This is a genomic window from Mucilaginibacter sp., assembly GCF_036568825.1.
Classification (GTDB): Bacteria; Bacteroidota; Bacteroidia; order Sphingobacteriales; family Sphingobacteriaceae; genus Mucilaginibacter.
This window is the reverse complement of sequence record NZ_DATCRU010000092.1, coordinates 1-22,354: the sequence shown is the minus strand read 5'-3', so window position 1 is coordinate 22,354 and position 22,354 is coordinate 1. Positions and strand designations below refer to the sequence as shown.

Here is a 22,354-nt window from a genome sequence, read left to right as displayed (position 1 = left end):
ATGAAAAAAAGACTTATATATAGCTCCCTGTTAGTTGGTGCTCTTTTTGCGGGCTGTACCAAGAATTTTGATAAAATAAATACAGACCCGAATCAGACTACCGGACCGTTACTAAACCCCAACTTTTTGGTATCGCAGGCCCAGGTGCAGTTCGGTAATTCTGGTTATGATCAGCTTTTATTCCAAAGCTGCTGGGTACAGGGATTAGCAAGTACCGAAGGCTATTACTCCAACGGCGATAAATATGTAATTGGCGGTAGCTTTGGTAGTTATTTACCAGAAACCTGGAACCAATGCTACCAGGCCGGTACTTTGATTTATGAAATGAAAAACCTGATCAAAGGCAATGATGCTTACAAAAACCTGGATAATTGCGGCACTATTTTGCTGGTAATGTTTCAGCAGCGTGTAACCGATGCGTATGGCGATTGTCCATATTCTCAGGCATATCAGGCGAAGACAGGTGTATTTGCACCTCAGTTTGATAAAACGCAAGCAATTTATAGCAGTATGCTGAGCCAGTTGGAAACAGCTGTAACTAACCTTGATTTAACAAAAGGTGGGCCAACGTCAGACCTTTTCTACGGCGGCAATGTAGCCCAATGGAAAAAATTAGGGTACTCTTTAATGTTAAGGTGTGCAATGCGTTTAACTAAAGCCGACCCAGCTACCGCTCAGAAATATGCTGAGATGGCTTATGCCGGTGGCGCCATGTCAAGCGTAGATGACGATGCTAAAGCAACTACTGACGCTACTAATGGTAATCCTAATTCTGATGCACAAACGCTGAAAAACAACGTTCCTGACTGGCAACAAGTACGTTGGTCTAATACGTTGATCAGCTTTATGCAGTCAAACAACGACCCTAGAATTCCCGCTGTTGCAGAAATTTCATCAGGAACCGGTTTAACTGCCAATGGTGTTTACGCCCCTGGTAACAATACTGCTTCTTTGCAAGTTGGTATGCCAAATGGCTACGATTTAGATGGCGGCGCGACCGACATATCACATGCACCCGGTTACCCTGGCGCTACGCCTGCTGATCCGGCAACAAGTGGTGACGCGCCAGCTGCGCTGGGTAAATATTCAAGGCCAAGATTTGCTGTTTACGTAGATCTTAACCGTAACAACATGCTGATAACTTATGGTGAGACCGAATTGCTATTTGCTGAGGCCGCTGCAAGGGGATGGAACACAGGTACAGCTGCTACACATTATGCCAATGCATTAGCAGCCGACATGCAAGAGCTTGCCCAGTTGAACGCCACTCCGCAGGCAGTGGTTGATCCGGCAGCAATTGCAACCTATGTGGCCGCACACCCGCTTTCAGCAACACAGGCTACAGCTTTGCAGCAGATCAATATGGAGTATTTTGTTGAAACTTGTACCAGCTTTAATTTTAACGAAGCATGGAACAACTGGAAACGTTCGGGCTATCCCGCTCTCGCTCCGGTAGTTTATCCAGGTCAGTTTACTAATGGAAGTATTCCAAGAAGAATTGAATATCCGCAATCTTTGGTTGGTACAAATTCTGCAGGCTATGCTGCAGCAATTGCCGACCAGGGTCCGGACAAATTTGAAACCCGCGTTTGGTGGGATAAATAAAACTCATTTTTATAACGAACAAAGAGACAGTAAATGTCTCTTTGTTCGTTTATTAGTATTGTAAAAACTAAATTCAAAAAGTTTTTTACAGTCTCCATATTACCCTTTTTTGATTCAGGAATGCGCGGATTCGAAACTTTTACCCCCGGTTACTTTAAAATAATTTTAACCGTTTTTGTCATCAGTATTACTTCCTATACTGCATTTGCCCAGCAACCATTATTTAAGCTCTTATCATCCAAAGAAACCAACGTCAAGTTCAGGAATGATATTAATGAATCGGAGTCGCAGAATGTGCTGGCTTACGAATATTTCTATAATGGCGGCGGTGTTGCAGTAGGGGATATCAACAATGATGGTTTGCCCGATCTGTTTTTCACCAGTAACATGGGCGAAAACAAGCTGTACCTGAACCTGGGTCACATGAAGTTTAAGGATATCACCAAAGAAGCTTCTCCGGAATTGGCCGGACGGCCAAATGGCTGGAAAACCGGTGTGACCATGGCTGACGTTAATGGCGACGGTTTGATTGATATCTATATCTGCTATTCCGGTAAAATTGACGGGGATATCCGCAGAAACCAATTATTTATCAACCAGGGAAATAACAAGTTTAAAGAAGAGGCTAAAGAATACGGATTAGATGATCCGGGATATAGCACACAAGCGGTTTTCTTTGATTATGACAATGACGGCGATCTGGACATGTTCCTGCTGAATCATAGTGTCAAGAAAATCGATAACATGGAATTTGCCAAATATCAGAACGTAACTGATGAATTGGCAAGCAATAAACTTTTCCGTAATGACAACGGGCATTTTACGGATGTTTCAAAAACAGCAGGCATTATTCAAAATCCGCTGACTTTTGGATTAGGTGTGGCCATTGCCGATATCAATAAAGACGGCTGGCCCGATATTTACGTTACTAACGATTACAACGAGCCCGATTATGTTTATATCAATAATCATAACGGCACATTTACCGAAAAATCGGAACAATTATTCAGGCATCTTTCCCACTTTTCGATGGGGGTAGATATTGCCGACTTTAATAATGACGGCCTGCCGGATGTAATGACTTTAGACATGCTCCCGGAAGATAATCACCGTCAGAAATCACTACAACTAGAAGAAAACTACGAATCCTTTGAGCTGATGCAAAATCAAGGGTTGTATAAACAATATATGCGCAATATGCTGCAGGTCAATAATGGCGACGGTACTTTTAGCGAGATTGCGCAACTCGCAGGAGTATCCAATACCGACTGGAGCTGGTGCCCATTAATGGCCGACTTTGATAACGATGGGTATAAGGACATTTTTGTAAGTAACGGTTATTTGAGGGATTACACCAACAAAGACTTTATGCGTTACTGGGGCGATTATAAAATTAAAAAAGCCATGGCCCGTGAACCATTTTTGTTGATGGACCTGATAAAGGCCATGCCGTCAACCAAGGTTCCTAATTATATCTTCCGCAATAACCATGACCTGACTTTCGCGAACAAACAAAAGGAATGGGGATTAGATGAGGCGACAGTATCAAGCGGCGCGGTGTATGTCGACCTGGATAATGATGGTGATTTGGACCTGGTTATTAATAACATCAATGAACCAGCTTTCATCTATCAAAACATGAGCCGCGAGAATGATAATACCAATTATCTCGCTGTCAAAGTAAAAGGTACAGGCAAGAATACTCAGGCTATTGGATCGAAAGTATTTGTATATGCTGCAGGCCATGTGCAGTATCAGGAGGTTTACCCAACACGTGGTTATTTGTCATGCATGTCTACAACTTTAAATTTCGGTTTGGGTGATAATAAGACCGTGGATTCAGTACGTGTGATTTGGCCTGATCAGACATCCAAGGTATTAACTTCAGTTAAGGGCAACCAATTATTGACTGTTGATTATCCGGGCACATCAAAACCTTATGCTGAAGTTGCTAAACCGGTTAATCCGATATTTAAACACAGTGATCCGATCATCGATTACAAACCAGAGGTAGTAACCCTGAATGATTTCAAGCGCCAGTTGCTGATGATGTTTATGTATTCGAAAACAGCGCCGGTTATAGCTAAGGCTGATGTAAATCATGATGGTTTGGAGGATCTGTTCATCAGCGGAGATCAGGATAATGTGGGTAAGGTATACTTGCAACAACCGGGTGGCAAATACATCATTTCAAAGCTTGATAGAGGAAGCGATGCCAACATGGGCACAACCGCTGCTGCGGTTTTCTTTGATGCCAATGGCGATGGCTTCCCTGATCTGTATGTTGCCAAAGGTGGATACGCCCTTTACGAACCTCATACACTTGACCTGCAGGATGAATTGTATTTAAATAATGGCAAAGGCAACTTTGTGCTAGCGCCTGGTGCTTTGCACATCCTTAATGCAAACAGTAAATCAGTTGTTCGACCATGCGATTTTGATGGTGATGGCGATATCGATCTTTTTGTAGGAGGTAGGGTAATACCTGGTCAATATCCGGCCACTCCAGAAAGTTTTCTGTTGATAAATGATGGTAAAGGTAAGTTCACCGAAACCAAAATACCTTTTGACAAAATAGGCATGGTAACTGACGCGCAATGGATCGATCTGAATAAAGACGGCCGCAAAGACCTGGTGATATGCGGTGAATTTATGCCGATTTCGGTATGGATCAATACTCCTGAAGGGTTTAAAGATAAAACGTCAGACTACTTTGATGCGCCTCAAAATGGATTTTGGTTCTCATTGACATTTGCCGATGTAAACGGAGATGGCGAGCCTGATCTGATAGCGGGTAATCTTGGCCTGAATTCACAAATTCACACATCAGTAAAAGAACCGGCCGAAATGTATGCGCTTGACGTTGATAATAATGGTTCCATCGACCCATTCCTGAATTTCTATGTACAAGGAAAGAGCTACTCATTTGTAAGCCGTGATGAATTGAATGAACAGATATACCCGATGCGCCGGAAATTCAGCTCTTATGCTGCTTATGCAGATGCAACGATGGCCGATATTTTAAGTCCGGCAGACCTGGCAAAAGCTCAGCATTTGACTGTTAATGAAACCAAGACCATGCTTTACATCAACCAGCATGGAAAGTTTAAAGCTGCGCCGTTGCCAATTCAAGCACAATTTTCAGTCGTGAGCCAGATATTGACAGGCGATTTTGATCATGATGGAGCTACAGATATCTTGCTGCTAGGCAACCACTCAGACAACAGGCTCAAGCTGGGCAGCTTTGATGCTAATTATGGCTGCTTGCTGAAAGGCGACGGAAAAGGCGGCTTTAAATATGTCGATCAGTCTGCATCAGGCCTTTCAATTATCGGTGACGTAAAGTCAGCTATTGAAACAAAAATTAATAATATTCCCTATTTGATTATCGGTTTAAGCGACAGCCCCCTACAATTTTACAAAGAATGAAAATCTGCTACAAATACTTACTGATTTTATTGTGCACTTTAATAACCTTACCAGGTTCCGCTCAAAAGAACACGGATGCTTACCCTGATTATTTACAACCAGATCATGCGATATTTGCAGTAACGATGGTAATGATACACGATGTTACCAGTCCACCGGTGGCAGCACGTTATTATGCTTACTGCATGCTCGGAGCGTACAACATAGTTAAAGCTCACAATAAGAACATACCGGCATTGCGAAGTTTGATAAATAACTACACACCAGACAGGGGATTGGACACGGCAAACTTAAAATATGATTACCGGATAGCTGCCTATTACAGCATAATGGAGACCGCCAGGCAATTGCTTCCTTCAGGATTTATGCTTAAAGACGACGAAGACAATTTTGTAGAACTTTTAAAAAAAACCGGGATTAAAAAAGATGTGATCGATAATTCAATAACAGCAGCAAAGTTAGCAACAGTTGACATTGTTAATTTTTCAAAGACGGATCACTATAATAAACTCAGTACACTTAGAAGATACACGCCACTAAAGGGTGATGCCTATTGGTACCCAACGCCTCCGGGGTACTTTGAAGCTGTTGAACCGAATTGGAAAACTATAAAAACTGTTTTAATTGACTCATCATCCCAATTCAAACCGGCAACACTTACACCATTTAGTAAGGATACAGCGTCAGCATTTTACAAACATGCAAAGGATGTTTATGAGGCATCCAAACATTTAACAACTGAGCAGATTAACAACGCACTTTTTTGGGACTGTAATCCATTTGCTATTACCACATCGGGCCATATGGCAATAGGCTTTAAAAAGATCAGTCCGGGAGGACACTGGATGAATATAGCCGGATTAGTGTGTAAACAAGCACATGTTAGCTTTGACCAAACCGTAGTTGTGTTGACACTTGAAGGCTGTACGCTGATGGACGCTTTTATCAGCAGTTGGGACGAGAAGTATCGCAGCAATCGTATTCGTCCGGAAACATACATTAACAGGTATATAGATATAAAATGGCAGCCTATTTTGCAAACGCCGCCTTTCCCGGAATATACCAGTGCGCACTCTGTTATCTCAACAGCATCTGCTCAATTATTAACTTATTTAATAGGTGATAATTTTGCTTACACAGATGTTACAGAAATCCCTTTTGGAAGCAGTGAAAGGTCATTCAAATCTTTTGCTGATGCGTCGGCCCAGGCAGCACTGTCACGATTTTATGGTGGTATACATTATATGGAGAGTGTAAATAGTGGTGTTACAGAAGGGGATAAGCTCGGAGAGTATGTAGTAGCTAAAATTAAAAAGGCAGGTATTTTGCCGGTTCAGCATAATTAAGAAATAGCTCAATAAATCGTAAGATATATCTAAACCTAAAAGGCGCATTTATTCACCGTATTGAGCATATTTTTACTTGGTATTATTTCAATGATGCCAAAATAGCTTAAGAAATGGCAGTTTTTGGAAAATAATTGACGGCCATTGATGAGTATAATTGTGAGATTGCTTTATTTTATTTAACGTATTGTCAATCAGTTAGATGATTAGAAAATATATATCTGCCTTATCGATTCTGCTGGTAAGTTTATCGTTCACTACCTCTTATACTTTTGCGCAGGAAAATTATGCGTTAATACCCTATCCAAAATCTTTGGAACCGGGGAAAGGCGACTTCTATATTACCAAGCAAACAGTTATCAGTTCTGCTTCACAGGAGAGGTTCAGCAGCGAAATAGGTCAGTTGAATGAACTGCTTGCCAAGTCATTAAAAAGCGACTTAAAGGTTTTAAAAACTACGCGTCAAACCAATGTTATCGATATCGTTTATGATCCTGATATAAAATCAACCGGCGAATACCGGTTAAAGATCGCGCCATCAAAAGTGACTATTGTGTCTGGAAGCAACACAGGTGTATTTTATGCCATTGAAACAATCAGGCAGTTATTGCCTGTGTCTATAGAGGAAGGAAGGGCGGCATCAAAATTGCAATTACCGGCATTAATGATCAGCGATCAGCCTGATTACTCATGGCGTGGGATGCATTTGGATGTATCCCGGCATTTCTTTTCGATAACTTACCTGAGGAAGTTTATCGACAGGATGGCGTTGTACAAAATGAACAAACTGCACTTGCATCTGACCGACGATCAGGGCTGGCGGATAGAAATAAAGAAATATCCAAAGCTGACAGAAAACGGTGCATGGCGCACATTTGATAAGAATGATACCGCTTGCATGAAGCGTGCTGCTGATAATCCTGATTTTGCTATTGATAAAGAGCATATCATCCAGCGCAACGGTAAAACACTCTATGGCGGCTTTTATACCCAGCAGCAAATGAAGGACCTGGTAAAGTATGCTACTGGTAAGCATGTTGATATCATTCCAGAAATAGATATGCCGGGGCACATGATGGCAGCTATAAACTCTTATCCTTTCCTTACCTGCAATGGCGAGAATAGCTGGGGAGAGTTATTTACCAAGCCCATTTGCCCTTGCAATGAAACTACTTTCGAGTTTGCTGAAAATGTATTCACCGAGATCATGGATATCTTCCCGTCTGAATATATTCACATAGGCGGAGACGAAGTTGACCGCAGTGATTGGGCTAAATCGGATGCCTGCAAGGAATTGATGAAGAAGGAAGGCATAAAAGATATCGCCGGACTAGAGAGTTATTTTATCAACCGCATGGAGAAGTTCTTCAACTCGAAAGGCCGCAAACTGATCGGTTGGGATGAGGTGTTGGAAGGCGGTATCAGTTCGACGGCAAATATCATGTACTGGCGCACCTGGGTGCCCGACGCTCCGGCAAAGGCAGCCCGCAACGGTAACCACGTAATCATGACACCGGGCAGTCCGCTGTATTTTGATTATCCAGCTGATAAGAATTCTATCTACAATGTTTATCATTTCAATCCCATTCCGGCAGGACTGACACCAGAGCAGGCGAAGCTCATTATAGGTGCGCAGGCCAATGTATGGTCGGAAAATATCCCGTCAGAAAAGCGCGCGGATTATATGACCATGCCACGTATGACTGCTTTAGCTGAAATGTTGTGGACAAATAAAAGCGAGGATTATGCATCTTATCAGAAAAGATTGGTAATGCAGTTTCCACGGATGGATGCTTTGAATATCAATTACCGCCTGCCTGACCTGGAGGGTATTATTGATAGCAAAGTATTTGTTGATAGTGACCATTTAAATGTGACGTCTCCGCTAAAAACATTAACTGTTCGGTATACTATTGATGGTTCATTGCCTCAAGCTACTTCACCAGTATTAAATAATTTGCTGGTTAGCCATACTGAAACAGTAAAGGTTGCCGCCTTTACACCAAGAGGTAAACGAGGCGATGTTTACGCAATAAAATATGAGCAACAAAGCCTGGCTACGCCGACGGCGCCAGACAAAACCGTTCCGGGGTTGAAGGTGGATTATTATAAAGGCTTCTTCAAAGGAACCACGAAAATCCCTGCAGGAAAACCAGATAGTGCCTACCTTGCTACAAGCATCGATGTGCCGAAGTCAGTTAATGCACCATCATTCGGTTTGAAATATCGTGGTTATATTGACATACTGGAACCCGGAATTTATACGTTTTACCTAACCTGTGATGACGGCGGGATATTGAAAATAGCTAACCGGGTGACGGTTGATAATGACGGTCTGCACTCTGCAATCGAGAAAACAGGGCAGGTGGCTTTGGGTAAAGGCTTACAGCCATTCGCGCTTGATTTTATTGAAGGCGGCGGTGGTTTTACCCTCAAATTGAAATACAGCTTTAACGGATCGGAACCGAAGGATATACCTGCATCCTGGTTCAGGAACTAGAAATAACCGCTATGCGGTAGAAGATAACAATGATTGCATTTGGTTGTGCAACATTCGTTGATTAGTTGATCGCAGCCGTTCCGGGAAACCGGAACGGTTTTTTTGATGATTTACGTTATAGAGTTATCCATGATAAAAACCTTGAGAAACATTATACCCGCATTTTTGATTGTCATAGCTTTAAGTGCCTATGCTCAGCAGACTGGTATCAGAAATAACTATCGCGATACAACCGGTTTACCGCATCTGAAAATTGAGCGGAGCATGATCTTCTCCCCTGAAAAGGAATGGCTGTACAATCATCACCCTGCGATTACTGCATTTAAAGGTAAACTGATTGCCATCTGGTCGGACGGTATGATTGATGAGGATTCGCCAGGACAGCGGGTTGTATTTTCGGTATCAAATGATTTCAAAAAGTGGTCGGTGCCGCAGGAACTGGCATCGCCATCCAAGGGCTCAAAAGGCATATTGAATGTGCTGACCGCTGCCGGATTTTATCAGTTTAATGACACGCTGGTAGCTTATTATGGCGAATATGAGAAAGATCGTACCAACACCCATTTATGTGCAAAAACAAGTACTGATGGCCTGCACTGGAATGCACCAATAGATATGCATGTCCCTGTTAATCCAAACCATGGCCCAGCTATAGTGCAGGGAGGCAGATTGATCATCAGCGGTAATTTCACCTTCCCTTACACTGATGATCATACCGGGCTTTCAGGCTGGAAGATGAGTAGTTTTTACCCGGATTCACTTTATAAACAAGATAACCCGGCGACATTCTATAGTCCTGCAGAGAAAACTGGTCTACCGCCATTATGTGAAGGATCGTTTTTTCAGACGGATGATAAAATAATCCATATGCTGCTGCGCGTAACCGGCAAAGGCTGGAAAGGTAAGCTTTGGCTGACAGAAAGCAAGGATAACGGAGAAAGCTGGTCGCAGCCCATTGAGACGAACTTCACCGATAATGACAGTAAATTCCATTTCGGCAGATTACCCGACAAAAGGTTTTATTACGTAGGTATCCCGGATACGCTCCATCATTACGACCGCAATCCGTTGGTATTGGCGCTTTCTGACGACGGAAAATACTTCAATAAACAATTCATCATTGCAGATGATCTTTATATCTTAAAAAAGAAAGGCTTATGGAAAGGCGGCCAATATGGCTACCCGGTGACCATGGTTTACAAAGGTTATATGTATGTGATCATCTCCCGGCAAAAAGAATCCATCGAGGCGATCCGGTTCAATTTGTCTCAGGTGAAATAACAGGTTGATCTTTTTGCTGTTTGGACTATTTGTCAGGAAAAAATGACTTTTTTTAATTGTTGTGCTCTGATATTCAGTCGATTGTTTACATTCAATCGACAAATTTCGGAGCGTTTTAATGTATCTTTGTATGTTAAAGTTTTGTAGCGATTCCTTTCATTTGACCGCATCAGCTTTTTAGCTATTCCGCTTTTATAAGCAAAATCACTACGCGCATTTTAAGGCACACAATCTTTAGCAATCACTAAGAAAGGTATTTTGATAAATGAGACAACTTAAAATAAGTCAGTCGATCACGAACCGTGAGTCTGCGTCATTGCAACAGTATTTATCGGATATTGCAAAGATCCCGATGGTGACGCCGCAAGAGGAAGTGGTCTTAACACAAAAAATTAAACAAGGCGATCAGGCAGCCTTAGAACGCCTGACAAGTGCAAACTTACGCTTTGTAGTTTCGGTTGCGAAACAATACGAAAGTTCGGGGCTTACCCTTGGAGACCTGATTAATGAAGGAAACCTTGGATTGATCAAGGCTGCCAAACGTTTTGATGAAACGAAAGGCTTCAAATTTATTTCCTATGCTGTTTGGTGGATCCGTCAATCCATTCTCCAGGCTATTACAGACCATGCAAGAATGGTGCGCCTGCCGGCAAATAAGGTTGGCGACTTAAGCAAAATAAGCAAGGCTTCGTCTGAGCTGGAGCAACATCTGGAAAGGGCGGCAACGGTAGAAGAAATTGCCGAAATTTTAGAAGTAACCGTTGAAAAGGTTGCGGGAACACTTGCAAGTGCAAGCAGGCATTTATCTGTTGATGCGCCATTCAGTAGCGAGGAGGAAAACACGCTCTTAGATGTGCTGCAAAACCCCGAAGCAGGTACTGATAAAGGGGTGATGGATGATTCACTAAGAACCGAGATATCGCGCAGTTTGAAGATGCTCGAAACCAGGGACAGGGAAATTGTTGAGCTGTTTTTTGGTTTAAGCGGATCGCAGCCATTAAGTCTTGAAGAGATTGGCGAAAAATTCAACCTGACCAGGGAACGGGTAAGGCAGATAAAGGATAAAGCTTTAGCCAGGCTTAGGCATAGCGACAGAGCTTACCGGGAATTGAAGAGTTATTTGTAATTCTTGATTGCATAAATTGACTAAGAGCCTTTAGCGAAAGCTGAAGGCTTTCTTTTTGTAAGATCAGCGAAGGATCAGCTATTATTATTCACTTAGCTTGTTCGTGGTAAATGCCGATCATAAGGAGCCATGCTCCCGAAATGAGGAATGCGAATAAAACAATGATTGAGACAGCTGCTATGTACAGCCCTGTATTATATCCGAGGATAAAGAAAATTGCACTTAAAACTTCGGCGAGATAGCAAATGGTGCCACCTGCAAGGCGTGGCACGTTCAATCCAATAAAACTCATGCCTGCCCTGATAGCTATAACATAGCCTCTGATGAAGATGACTGTTGCGATGATCCAAAGAACAAGCCACTCAAAGCCGAGCACTTCGAGATGTTGATTCGCAATAAGCGCGAGGCCGCTTGCCATAAATATTGCTGTGAAGCCCGACAGCATATTAATTGCCCGGTTTTTATGTGTTGTATTTCGGATAATGATCTGGTGATTGATGGACATTGCAACGAAAATAAGACCTGCAAGTGCAGCTGCGCCGCTACCCACCATTACGTAAAAGTTATTCCATTGCTCTGACATAAATATTTTCGTGGGGAATACTATTCATCCACCGTTCCGGAAGGCAGCGGCTGGTGATTGACGACGCGAAGCACTTTGTCTACCATCAGTTCAATATCAAACGGCTTGCGGATATAATCGTTGGCTTCGCACTCCTTCGCAATAAGTTCAATATCATTGGCTGTAGACAATATGATTACGGGGATAGCTGCCAACTCAGGAATATTTTTCATCTTTCTGCATAAACGGTGACCCGGCTGGCTGTTGACAAATTCATCCAGCAGGATCACATGAGCCCGGAAGCTCAGAAGGTCCCAAAGCTCCTGGGGTTCGGGAATGCTTAGCGTCTCGAAACCCTGCTCCTGTAAGATATAATCAACGATTAAGCGGATGTCCTGATCGTTTTCAATGATGAGTACGCGTTTATTCATGAATGACCTATTGATAATGCTAAAGATAATGTTTTTCAAATTAAAACATAATCTGAGGACGTTGAGATATGCCCGAACCGGCATGGCAGACCGAATATTTTAATAATCAACACTTTATTAAAACATAAACACTTAAAAAACGGTTTGCTTAAAAAGCAAGCCTACAAATTACAGGAAAGTGCGGCGCCCGTCGGCTTAAGTATGCAATAGCTAACCAATTCCTATTTTATAAACCTTAAAAAAACAGTTATGAAAAAGAACGTCTTCTCAATTAACTTGTGGTTGATCATGTTGTGCATTGGCCTGCTTTCATTAATAAACTCCTGTAAAAAGGACGCCAGGTCTAACAGTATTAATTTGAAAGGTAAGGCCAATATGCAGGCATTATCGGGAACCTCAGATTCGGCGCTTATTGCTTACAAAAACAGTGCGCACGAAATTATGGCAGGCTTTTACAGGGTACAAGGGCCGTGTTATGGACCCGGACTTAATGGTTCCGACTTTTCGCAAGTGCCCGACAGCCTTGATGTGCTCATCCTTTTTTGTTTCTCGCCAACATCACCAATAATCGGCAATGTGCCTGGCTGGATCAACACGCTGCATGCAAAGGGCACCAAAGTTATCATGACCGGCAATTTGAACCTGGTTGCAGGCGCCGGGCATAATACAGCCGGTTATAAGGCTACCGCAAAATATATTATGGACAGCCTGGTAAATAAATATAACCTGGACGGATATGACATTGACGTGGAGAGCAACCCAACCGGTCAGACCCTGAACGATATGGTGGGTGTTTATACCGCGCTATCTGCCTATCTCGGTCCTAAATCGGGTACGGGGAAACTGCTCACCTTTGATACCAACCAAAGCGGTACAAACAGCATGTTCCGGAAAGTGTATACCATGGTAAGTTATGTATGGCTGCAGGCATACGGCAGGAGCGCATCCACCCTGCAAGCTACCTGGACTACTTTCTCTCCTTATATAAGTTCAAGCAAATTTGTGCCCGGCTTTAGCTTCTATGAGGAAAATGGATACCCCAGTAACGTTTGGTATGATGTTACCTACCCGGTAAACGGCACCGGGCATGCATTCGACTTTGCAAGGTGGGAGCCATTAACCGGTAAAAAAGGCGGCGAATTTGGTTATGCAATAGACAGAGATGCACCGCTCACTTCGTCTACAGATAATACACTTTATGTGCCTGACTATATAGTAACCAATAAACTTATTAAGATCATGAACCCGTAGGCAACTACGTATATATTGAGTACCAAAAGCCGTTTCCTTGTAAGGAAATGGCTTTTGGCTTTAAGTGAGGCGCTTGAATCGGCGGAGATTTTTCATAGATAAGGTTTGATGACTTGCTGTACGTATTCCCAAACCAGCTTTTCATTCTCCGGTGTATAATATTTGGCGTTTGGTTCCACAATCTTTTTGTTCGAAAAATATTTGCCTGAAATATTATTTACTTCTGGTGAAATGGTAAGATAAATCGTTGTTTCTGCACCTTTTTCCGGCGTTATGCCGAATAATGCAACTGCGACTTTAAACAACAGGTTACCCCAAAAGCCTTTATCTATGGTCTGACCGAAGTCTGTCTTAATCATCCCGGGGTGCAGGGAATTGACTGTAATATTGGAAATGTTCCTGGCTTTCAGTTCAGCGGCAAGGTGTTGGGTGAGCCAGATTGCGAATAGCTTGGAGTTTCCATATGCATTGGCGAATGAATAGTTTTTCAATAGTTGAATATCGTTCATGTTGGGTTTACTGCCCATTGAATGTGCCGCCGATGAAACGTTCACGATCCTTGCAGCCGGACTTTTCGCCAATGTGTCTAATAGTAATTGTGTCAACAGCATGGGAGCGAAGACGTTGAGCGCCATTGTTTTCTCAAGGCCATCCTTTGTAGTCTCCCTTATTTTGCCGAACACCGCACCTGCGTTGTTGATCAGTACGTCCAACCGGTCATATCTTTTCTTAAAGTCTCCAACTGCGCGTTTGATGTCAGCCATCGATAGCAGGTCAGCTATCAGAATATCGATTTTATCGTTTCCTGTTTCAGCCTTGATTTCCTGGCGCATGGCTTCTGCCTTTGCCTGGTTCCTTCCATGAAGGATAATCGTATGTCCCTGCTTTGCCAGTTGTTTTGCAGTGATCTTACCAATACCGTCTGTACTTCCGGTAATTAAGATTATCTTACTTTCCATTCCTGTTCTTCTTAAAGTTGTTTTTGCAATAACCTAAATATAATTTGTTTGCATGGTGCAAATGTAATGAGTATGTTTGCAAACTATAAAGCATAGAGTATACTATATACTTTATAATATGACAAAAAATCGACAAATTATGTTGATTAACCAATTATCAAAACAAACCGGCGTTTCTATTCACACGCTTCGTTATTATGAAAATCTCGGATTGATCCATGGGGAAGCGGATGATAAGGTGAAAACGAACAACTATAAAAACTATAGCGACGAAGTTGCTGAGAAGGTGGAGATCATAAAGGAAGCTAAAGAGGTTGGTTTCACCTTACTGGAAATAAAGAAGATGCTTGAAAGTTGGTATGGAAGTTCCTCTCCGCGCGAAGAACAGTTGGCTCTTTTTTCGGCAAAAATTACTGAGATAGAAACGAAAATCCGCCAATTGAAAATGGTCAAAAAGCGTCTTGAAAAAGTAAAAGAGCAGCTTGAAAAGGGTGAGTGTGATTCAGATTGACAATAAAAGAGGTGACATTAATTCCCAATGCCTAATCCGCAATTGCTGAGGCGGGCTTCCTGTTCAACCTAAATAACACCAACATCACCACAACAGATAACGCTATAAACACCAAATAGCTGTAGCTCAGGTTAAGCTGATCTTTAGCGGGAATGGCAGCCACTACCAGGTAAGTCAACAACGAGAGGATGACATACACCATACCGCCGGTAAACCCGCCAGACATGGCCGCGTTTTTAGGGAAGCGGCCCAAACAATAGGTGAAATAATTATTGTAAGTAAACCCGGCGCCTACGTGTATCGCGAAGGCAAAAAATACCATCAGGTAAACATTGCTCACAAATTTTGCGGTGACGATCATTAAAGTAACCACTGCGAGCTGCAGCAAAATATTAACAAACAGCTTGCTAAAAAACGGCCGGTTGATGAGCGCTTTGCCAATAAATCCGCCTGCCATCCATGCCAGGCCCAGGATGAGCGAGCAATAGCCTGCAACAACCGGCGTAAATTTAAAGTGATGCTCGATGATGAACGGGCCGGTCATGTTATACATGATCACCATGGAATAAGCAAAGCTCAGCATCAGGATACCCAGACTGAACGTGGTTTCTTTGATCATTTCGGCATACACTGCAGCTATTTTCTTGATGTGGAACTGTGTGCGGTGACGGATAGTCTCGCCGCTATATAAAAGTTCCAGCACGGCTATAACCGATGCCATAGCCGCCAGGAAATAGAAGTTCGACTGCCAGCCGAAGGTGTTTTGAAAATAACCGCCTAAAAATGGCGCCACTATTGGCCCGGCAGACCAGATGATGGTGAACATGCTGAGGTAATGTTTTAACTGCGAGCCTTCATATACGTCTACAAAGTAGGCTCGCTTAGCGATGACGATCATGGCCACGGTAATGCCATGGATGATCCGCATGGCGTAGATCACATAAATATTGTGAGTGATGGCAATAACTATACTAGCCAGGATAAACACCAGCAAGGCTCCCATGCTGAACTTGTACCGTCCGTAGGAATCTAAAATACTCCCCAAAAACAGTTGAGAGGTGCCATAGCTGATCAGGAACAGCGTGAGGGTTAATTGTACCTGTATGCTGCTGATATGCATATCGGCACCCATATTGGGCAACGAAGGAATATAAATGTCTGTAGCGAACCCCGACAGCGGCAACAAGGCAAAGGCCAATAGGGTTGAAACCCGCTGATTTTTGAGTTGTGATGATGTTATGGCAGATGTTGGTAGCATGGTGCTGCAAAGGTAGCGATAGCTGAAATGGGGATTGTTTGCTGCAAGTAATAAAGAAAAGACGTTGATGTGACGGGAGGGCGAGCAGTGTTCATGCTGTTCACGAGCGTTCACCGTGTTCGTGAACGAACACGGTGAAAAAATTAAATTAAAAGAAAAATTTTAGAAACATTTCGTTAATTTCGGCATTAACCTAATAACCTAAAAATTATGAATATGCCTGATCAAACCAATCACCCGCTAAGTTTTAATAATGCAAATGAAATAACTGATAAGAGAGCTAAAAAAGAATGGGCTACTCCGGATATTTTGATTATGGAAAATAAAATTGAAAGCGGCTCAATACCTTGGTCATTTGAGGATGTTCCGCCGTTTAACACGTTTCAACATAGTTAATATCTGTTTTTGCGGGATTCCTCAAGACACTAACCAGCTTAGCTTAGCCGCGTATTTTGCATTCAATAAAAAAAGCCTCCGGACTTACGACCAGAGGCTTTTGACTTTTAAGATGTGGTATCAGCTGGAATCGAACCAGCGACACAAGGATTTTCAGTCCTTTGCTCTACCAACTGAGCTATGATACCATCCCGTTGGGGCTGCAAATGTAGTGTGTTTTTTTGTTTATGAAAACTTTTTTTGAAAAAAGATTAATCTCCTGTTAAAACCAACTTTACAACCTTCCAACATTTCAACTTTACAACAGTTGCTCCCCTTGGACATTTCAACTTAAAAATTAACTTTGGGAAAATTTACTATGCAAGCATAATGATTGGACAGGTCATTTTTATCATCATATTGGCGGCGGCAATTTATCTTTTCAGCAAAAATGTAGGTAAGATCAGGCGGAATATCCTGCTTGGCCATGATACCGACCGCTCGGATAATCCCGCCGAAAGATGGAAAACGATGGCCAAAATTGCCCTCGGTCAAACCAAAATGACTAAGCGCCCGCTTGCCGCGGTGATGCATTTCTTTATCTATGTGGGTTTTATCATTATCAATATCGAGGTACTGGAAATACTGATCGATGGTGTATTTGGCTCGCACCGGATATTTTCGGCTCCTTTGGGAGGCTTATATAACCTACTGATAGGCGGATTTGAGTTCCTGGCAATACTGGTGCTGATCGCCTGTTTTACTTTTCTTATCCGAAGAAATATTGGCCATTTAAAACGTTTTAATGGTGTAGAGATGACCTCCTGGCCAAAATCTGATGCAAACTATATCCTGATCATCGAGATTCTGTTGATGACTGCCTTCCTGACCATGAATGCTGCCGACCATAAATTACAACTGTTAAACTTTGGTCATTACATTAAAGCAGGCAGTTTTCCGGTAAGTAAGTTAATTGGTCCGCTATTGCCTGATACTGCCAATTCGCTTGAAATGATCGAACGTGGCTGCTGGTGGTTTCATATCATTGGGATATTAGCATTCCTGAATTATCTGCCTTATTCCAAGCACTTTCATATCCTGCTGGCTTTCCCGAATACTTATTACTCTAATTTGAATCCGAAAGCGAAGTTCACCAATATGGCTTCTGTGACCAATGAAGTAAAAGCTATGCTTGACCCTTCGTTTGTCCCAGAAAATACTGGCGAGATAGCCCGCTTTGGAGCCAAGGATGTGACCGACCTGACCTGGAAAAATCTGATGGAAGCTTACACCTGTACCGAATGTGGCAGGTGTACTTCGGTTTGCCCGGCTAATCAAACAGGTAAGCTGTTATCTCCACGCAAGATCATGATGGATACCAGGGATAGGATCACAGAGGTGGGTAATAAGCTGGATAAAAACGGAAAAGATTATAAAGACGATAAATCGCTGCTGGATAATTACATCACCCGAGAGGAACTTTGGGCCTGTACAACATGCAATGCCTGCGTAGAAGCCTGCCCGGTAAATATTAACCCGCTGGAAATCATTACAGAAATGCGCCGCTATATTGTGATGGAAGAATCGCAGGCACCTGCCAGCCTGAATAATATGTTCGGCAACGTAGAAAACAATGGCGCGCCGTGGAAGTATAGTCAGGCGGATAGGTTTAATTGGAAAGATTAGCAGTCATTAGTCATTGGTCATTAGTAAAATCGGTGATCAATGACCAATGACTACTGACCGATGACAATATATGGAAGAAGTAAAAGTATTGACCATGGCCGAAATGATGGCCCAGGGTAAGGAACCTGAAATATTGTTTTGGGTGGGATGTGCAGGCAGCTTTGATGAGCGGGCGCAGCGCATTACCCGTGATATATGCAAGATATTAAATCATGTGGGTATCAGCTTTGCGGTGTTGGGTACTGAAGAATCCTGTACAGGTGATCCGGCTAAACGGGCAGGCAACGAATTTCTTTTCCAGATGCAGGCTATGATGAATATCCAGGTGCTGAATGGTTATAATATCAAGAAGATCGTTACCGGCTGTCCGCATTGTTTTAATACCATTAAAAATGAATATCCCGGTTTGGGTGGCAATTATGAAGTGATTCACCATACCCAACTGATTCAGCAGTTAATAGACGAAGGCAAACTGAAAGCCGAAGGCGGCGAAAGCTTTAAGGGCAAACGCATCACTTACCATGATCCTTGCTATTTGGGCAGGGGTAATGATGTATATGAAGCTCCGCGCAAAGCTCTTGAGGTACTAGATGCTGACCTGGTTGAAATGAAACGCTGTCGTACAAATGGTCTGTGCTGTGGGGCAGGAGGGGCGCAGATGTTTAAAGAACCGGAGAAAGGGAACAAAGACATCAATATCGAACGCATGAGCGATGTGCTGGAAAGCAAGGCTACTGTAGTGGCCGCCGCTTGCCCGTTTTGCATGACCATGCTGCGCGATGGGGTAAAGCTCTCAGAAAAGGATAAGGAAATAGAAGTGCTGGATATAGCCGAGATCACTGCCAGGGCGAATGGGCTATAATTTCGTGTCCCTCAAAAAATCCAAAGCATCATTCAGGCTATCTAATTTTTCAGGCGTCATATCCTTTACCGGGATAGTTAAAGTAGTCGCCATAGAATCGATATTGCCTTTTGGATCGTCATAGGTTTGTACGATGATATCGTCCTTCAGGGTCTTAAATTCCAGTTCACCACTGGTGGTTTCTCCCAGGTAATTTACACTGTCCAGTTTGGTCAGATGGAAGGAAAAATATTCCTGTTTGCCATGTTGATAAGTTTTTCTGAAATGGATAAAATGCTGCGGCGTGACCTCGATTTCCCACTTTTTCAATTTGGTGTCTGTAGACGAGTCGAAGGTCTGCAAAAGGCATTTATTACTCCAGTCGAGCCACTCTTTTTCGCCCATTTTATAGGTAAAAGCGCAGCAAATCGCCATCGGAACCAGTATTACCAGAATTTTTGCTTTAGTAAGAATTGATTTTACCATGACAACATTTTGTATTACTAAAGTTAAGAAATTCGATATTTTTGTAAATGCGATTTTCTGAACAGTCAAGAGTGTGGATATACCAATCGGATAGGGAACTATACGATGATGAGGTAAAACAGTTACATGAAATTTTAAATAAATTTGCCTCCGAGTGGACTGCCCATAACCATCAATTGAAGGCCAAAGCCGAGATACGGTACAACCGCTTTTTGATCCTGATTGTCGACGAAAGCCAGGCAGGAGCCAGTGGCTGTTCGATCGATAAATCCGTCAACTTTATCAAAAGAATGGAACAGGAATTCGGCATCAATCTTTTAGACCGTTTCAACTTAGCTTACCGCGAAGGAGAAAAAGTGCTTTCTGCTCCGCGCGATGAATTTGAAGATTTGTTAAGATCAGGCAAGATCAATTCAAATACCATCGTCTATAACAACCTGGTGCAAAACCTGGAGCAGCTGGAAACCAAATGGGAAGTGCCGTTTAAAGAGAGCTGGCACAACCAGTTATTTGGTAACCTAATTACCACATAATTATTTAAATTTGTGTATGACAACTTTCACAGTACAGGTAAAGGATAATGATGCAGAACTTATTTTGAAGATTCTGCAAAAATTTGAAGCGAAAGTTACTTTGACGTCTGCTGATGAAGGATTGACACAAGAGATAGCTACTGCATTAAAAGAAATAAGGGATATTCAAATCGGTAAGTCTGAATCATTATCGTTAGAGCATATTTAGTTCGACATCAATCCCAATTAATCTATCTTATCAATACGTGTTGGCTTCTCATTTGGTGAGCCGACTAGGAAATACTTTTTACTGTTCTCTTCTTTGAAAAGTATATTCATTTTTTCGTTTTCATAGATAAAGAAGCCGTCTTTGGTAAATGGTACAACTTGTAAAGGGACATTGTCGCCTACCTTAAAGTAAAGGGCATTACCATCTAGATAAAACTTCAATTTGGTATTGGAATCACCGGCAACAGCATAAGTTCCTGCGTATTTATTAAGGTCACTTGCAGTCATATCAATTGGCTTGTGCTGAATACAATAGAAGAATTTTATGGCATTCTGCATTACCTGTGCCAAAGCTGCGCCGTGGGCTGCATTAGGCGTGATGCCAGTTAAAAGATCAAACTCTTTGAAGTTTTGCTTATCGATGTAGGCCTTAAATTCATTAATGTGTTTTACATTGTCATGCTCATAGGAGCCTACTCCTAAAAACACCTTTGTATTTAAATCCTTATGTGTTGCGAAATATTTCTTCGCCTCGATCATCAGATCATTCCCTTCATTTCCAGGAGCGCCAATACCGATCATATTAAATATTCCAGGGTGTTCAAAAAGAGTATAGATAGTAAACATGCCACCTAGTGAATAGCCATATAAGGTTTTATTGTCAGTCACGCGGTATTGTTTTTCGATGAATGGCATTACTTCTGTTTGAATAAACTCCAGGAATTTCGGTCCGCCTTTGCCCGGGTCAAGGTCTCTTGATCTTTTGTTTGGTCGATTGCCATAACCAATACCCACAATAAGCGGCTCGGTAGTGATATTGTAGTCTTGCCTGAGCATGTTGAAGCAGTTCATGGCGACGGTCATGTTCCAGTCGCCATCGGTCATGTAAAGTACCGGGTATTTGGTTTTTGTGGTATCGTATCCCGGTGGAAAATGGATATATATGGTAAAGTCGTCGCCAACGGTTTTTGAAGTAAATTCCCATTGAACGATCTCTTTTTCAACGTAGTGCCTTGCAGAGTCGCTCCTAACCTGGCTAAAGGTAACAGAGCAACTGATAAAAGTGACAAACAGAAAAGGTAAAAGCTTTTTCATAAGTGACGATTTGTATTTATCAGACGCATGACCAGTTAAAATAGTAACAGGTCAAATCAAATTTTAAAATAGCATTTGGTACTATATTAAAGAGAATTCCATTAATTTTATTCACCATGGGACAATTTGACGACCGTATAGACGCTTATATCGCCAAATCGGGTGATTTTGCCAAACCAATTTTAATCCATATCCGCGAAGTAGTTCATCGCGCCTCGCCTCTGATCAATGAAACCGTTAAATGGGGTATGCCCTTTTTTGATTATAAAGGTCCCATATGTATGATGGCTGCTTTTAAGCAACACTGTGCATTTGGATTTTGGAAAGCATCCAGATTGAACGATCCTGATCATTTGCTACAAGGCAGTGATGAAGAAGCCGCAGCAGGAAGCTTCGGGCGAATCAATACAATGGAAGACCTACCGTCAGATGAAGTGCTGATTGGCTTTATACATCAAATGATCGCCATAAATGAAAGCGGTGTAAAAGAGCCTAAGAAACCGTCTGCTCCAAAAGCAGAAATTCCTATGCCTGATGACTTTGATAAACTGCTCAGGGCGAATTTAGCTGCAATGGGCAATTACGAAAAATTCAGTCCGTCAAGCAAACGCGAATACCTGGAATGGTTTGTGGAAGCCAAATCCGAGGCTACCCGCGAAAAGCGCATGCAACAGGCTTTGGAATGGATAAGTGAAGGGAAGACTAGGCATTGGAAGTATAAGTAGTAGCGTATTTTTGTCATCCTATGTTTGTGGATAGGATAAAAACAATGTGAGTTAAGAGTAGATTTAGTGCAGAAGAAAAGGGTAAAGAAAAAGATTACGATTTGTCATTGGCTGTAGGAAGCCGTTCGGAATGCTAATCACTTTACC

General features: G+C 42.3%; 20 protein-coding genes and 1 tRNA gene. 14 read left to right on the top strand and 7 right to left on the bottom strand.

What is annotated here, in order from left to right:
• The 6 genes from VIM89_RS19980 (at position 1) to VIM89_RS19955 (ending at position 11,287) form a co-directional block, all read left to right on the top strand.
• Complete coding sequence (locus tag VIM89_RS19980) at positions 1 to 1,605, top strand: SusD/RagB family nutrient-binding outer membrane lipoprotein (protein ID WP_488157953.1); 1,605 nt, start codon at positions 1 to 3, stop codon at positions 1,603 to 1,605.
• A gap of 120 nt (positions 1,606 to 1,725) precedes the next feature.
• Positions 1,726 to 5,034, top strand: a complete 3,309-nt coding sequence (locus VIM89_RS19975; protein WP_488157952.1) for a VCBS repeat-containing protein — start codon at positions 1,726 to 1,728, stop codon at positions 5,032 to 5,034.
• Positions 5,031 to 6,380 carry a vanadium-dependent haloperoxidase gene (locus VIM89_RS19970; RefSeq protein ID WP_488157951.1) on the top strand — a complete coding sequence of 450 codons (1,350 nt, stop codon included), beginning with the start codon at positions 5,031 to 5,033 and terminating at the stop codon, positions 6,378 to 6,380. The genes VIM89_RS19975 and VIM89_RS19970 overlap by 4 nt, the downstream gene beginning before the upstream one ends.
• 202 nt (positions 6,381 to 6,582) lie before the next feature.
• Positions 6,583 to 8,880, top strand: coding sequence for a family 20 glycosylhydrolase (locus VIM89_RS19965; protein ID WP_488157950.1), 2,298 nt, complete (start codon positions 6,583 to 6,585; stop codon positions 8,878 to 8,880).
• Positions 8,881 to 9,009: 129 nt separating this feature from the next.
• On the top strand, positions 9,010 to 10,161 hold the full coding sequence (locus VIM89_RS19960) for an exo-alpha-sialidase (RefSeq protein WP_488157949.1): 1,152 nt from the start codon (positions 9,010 to 9,012) through the stop codon (positions 10,159 to 10,161).
• Positions 10,162 to 10,426: 265 nt separating this feature from the next.
• Entirely contained in the window at positions 10,427 to 11,287 is an 861-nt protein-coding gene (locus VIM89_RS19955; RefSeq protein ID WP_488157948.1) for a sigma-70 family RNA polymerase sigma factor, read from the top strand.
• Between the two features lie 88 nt (positions 11,288 to 11,375).
• On the opposite strand, the gene VIM89_RS19950 is transcribed toward VIM89_RS19955, so the two are convergent.
• Together VIM89_RS19950 and VIM89_RS19945 are read right to left on the bottom strand one after the other, a co-directional pair.
• Positions 11,376 to 11,870 (bottom strand): hypothetical protein, encoded by a 495-nt coding sequence (locus VIM89_RS19950; RefSeq protein ID WP_488157947.1) that lies wholly within the window; start codon positions 11,868 to 11,870, stop codon positions 11,376 to 11,378.
• A 20-nt stretch (positions 11,871 to 11,890) separates the two neighbouring features.
• On the bottom strand, positions 11,891 to 12,280 hold the full coding sequence (locus tag VIM89_RS19945) for a response regulator (RefSeq protein ID WP_488157946.1): 390 nt from the start codon (positions 12,278 to 12,280) through the stop codon (positions 11,891 to 11,893).
• A 249-nt stretch (positions 12,281 to 12,529) separates the two neighbouring features.
• Between VIM89_RS19945 and VIM89_RS19940 the strand changes: the two genes are divergently transcribed.
• Positions 12,530 to 13,531 (top strand): EndoS/ChiA family endoglycosidase, encoded by a 1,002-nt coding sequence (locus VIM89_RS19940; RefSeq protein ID WP_488157945.1) that lies wholly within the window; start codon positions 12,530 to 12,532, stop codon positions 13,529 to 13,531.
• A 92-nt stretch (positions 13,532 to 13,623) separates the two neighbouring features.
• Here the strand turns inward: VIM89_RS19940 and VIM89_RS19935 are convergent, their stop codons facing one another.
• Positions 13,624 to 14,490 carry an SDR family NAD(P)-dependent oxidoreductase gene (locus VIM89_RS19935; protein ID WP_488157944.1) on the bottom strand — a complete coding sequence of 289 codons (867 nt, stop codon included), beginning with the start codon at positions 14,488 to 14,490 and terminating at the stop codon, positions 13,624 to 13,626.
• A 118-nt stretch (positions 14,491 to 14,608) separates the two neighbouring features.
• On the opposite strand from VIM89_RS19935, the gene VIM89_RS19930 reads away from it, so the two are divergent.
• Positions 14,609 to 15,001: a MerR family transcriptional regulator gene (locus tag VIM89_RS19930; protein ID WP_488157943.1), complete on the top strand. Its 393-nt coding sequence runs from the start codon at positions 14,609 to 14,611 to the stop codon at positions 14,999 to 15,001.
• Positions 15,002 to 15,032: 31 nt separating this feature from the next.
• On the opposite strand, the gene VIM89_RS19925 is transcribed toward VIM89_RS19930, so the two are convergent.
• The gene (locus tag VIM89_RS19925) at positions 15,033 to 16,259 is read right to left on the bottom strand and encodes an MFS transporter (RefSeq protein WP_488157942.1); all 1,227 of its coding nucleotides are present in this window, start codon (positions 16,257 to 16,259) and stop codon (positions 15,033 to 15,035) included.
• A gap of 216 nt (positions 16,260 to 16,475) precedes the next feature.
• Between VIM89_RS19925 and VIM89_RS19920 the strand changes: the two genes are divergently transcribed.
• Positions 16,476 to 16,655 (top strand): hypothetical protein, encoded by a 180-nt coding sequence (locus VIM89_RS19920; RefSeq protein WP_488157941.1) that lies wholly within the window; start codon positions 16,476 to 16,478, stop codon positions 16,653 to 16,655.
• A gap of 115 nt (positions 16,656 to 16,770) precedes the next feature.
• Here VIM89_RS19920 and VIM89_RS19915 read toward each other — a convergent pair.
• Positions 16,771 to 16,843, bottom strand: a tRNA-Phe gene (locus VIM89_RS19915).
• A 181-nt stretch (positions 16,844 to 17,024) separates the two neighbouring features.
• Between VIM89_RS19915 and VIM89_RS19910 the strand changes: the two genes are divergently transcribed.
• Together VIM89_RS19910 and VIM89_RS19905 are read left to right on the top strand one after the other, a co-directional pair.
• Positions 17,025 to 18,320: a 4Fe-4S dicluster domain-containing protein gene (locus VIM89_RS19910; protein WP_488157940.1), complete on the top strand. Its 1,296-nt coding sequence runs from the start codon at positions 17,025 to 17,027 to the stop codon at positions 18,318 to 18,320.
• A gap of 70 nt (positions 18,321 to 18,390) precedes the next feature.
• Entirely contained in the window at positions 18,391 to 19,182 is a 792-nt protein-coding gene (locus VIM89_RS19905) for a (Fe-S)-binding protein (protein WP_488157939.1), read from the top strand.
• Here VIM89_RS19905 and VIM89_RS19900 read toward each other — a convergent pair.
• On the bottom strand, positions 19,177 to 19,647 hold the full coding sequence (locus VIM89_RS19900; RefSeq protein WP_488157938.1) for a hypothetical protein: 471 nt from the start codon (positions 19,645 to 19,647) through the stop codon (positions 19,177 to 19,179). The genes VIM89_RS19905 and VIM89_RS19900 overlap by 6 nt on opposite strands.
• A gap of 47 nt (positions 19,648 to 19,694) precedes the next feature.
• Here VIM89_RS19900 and VIM89_RS19895 point away from each other — a divergent pair, with 47 nt between their 5' ends.
• Complete coding sequence (locus VIM89_RS19895) at positions 19,695 to 20,180, top strand: ABC transporter ATPase (protein WP_488157937.1); 486 nt, start codon at positions 19,695 to 19,697, stop codon at positions 20,178 to 20,180.
• Between the two features lie 16 nt (positions 20,181 to 20,196).
• Positions 20,197 to 20,388 (top strand): hypothetical protein, encoded by a 192-nt coding sequence (locus tag VIM89_RS19890; RefSeq protein ID WP_488157936.1) that lies wholly within the window; start codon positions 20,197 to 20,199, stop codon positions 20,386 to 20,388.
• Positions 20,389 to 20,405: 17 nt separating this feature from the next.
• Here the strand turns inward: VIM89_RS19890 and VIM89_RS19885 are convergent, their stop codons facing one another.
• Positions 20,406 to 21,482 carry an alpha/beta hydrolase gene (locus tag VIM89_RS19885; RefSeq protein ID WP_488157935.1) on the bottom strand — a complete coding sequence of 359 codons (1,077 nt, stop codon included), beginning with the start codon at positions 21,480 to 21,482 and terminating at the stop codon, positions 20,406 to 20,408.
• Between the two features lie 116 nt (positions 21,483 to 21,598).
• Between VIM89_RS19885 and VIM89_RS19880 the strand changes: the two genes are divergently transcribed.
• The gene (locus VIM89_RS19880) at positions 21,599 to 22,207 is read left to right on the top strand and encodes a YdeI/OmpD-associated family protein (RefSeq protein WP_488157934.1); all 609 of its coding nucleotides are present in this window, start codon (positions 21,599 to 21,601) and stop codon (positions 22,205 to 22,207) included.
• Positions 22,208 to 22,354: the final 147 nt, after the last annotated feature.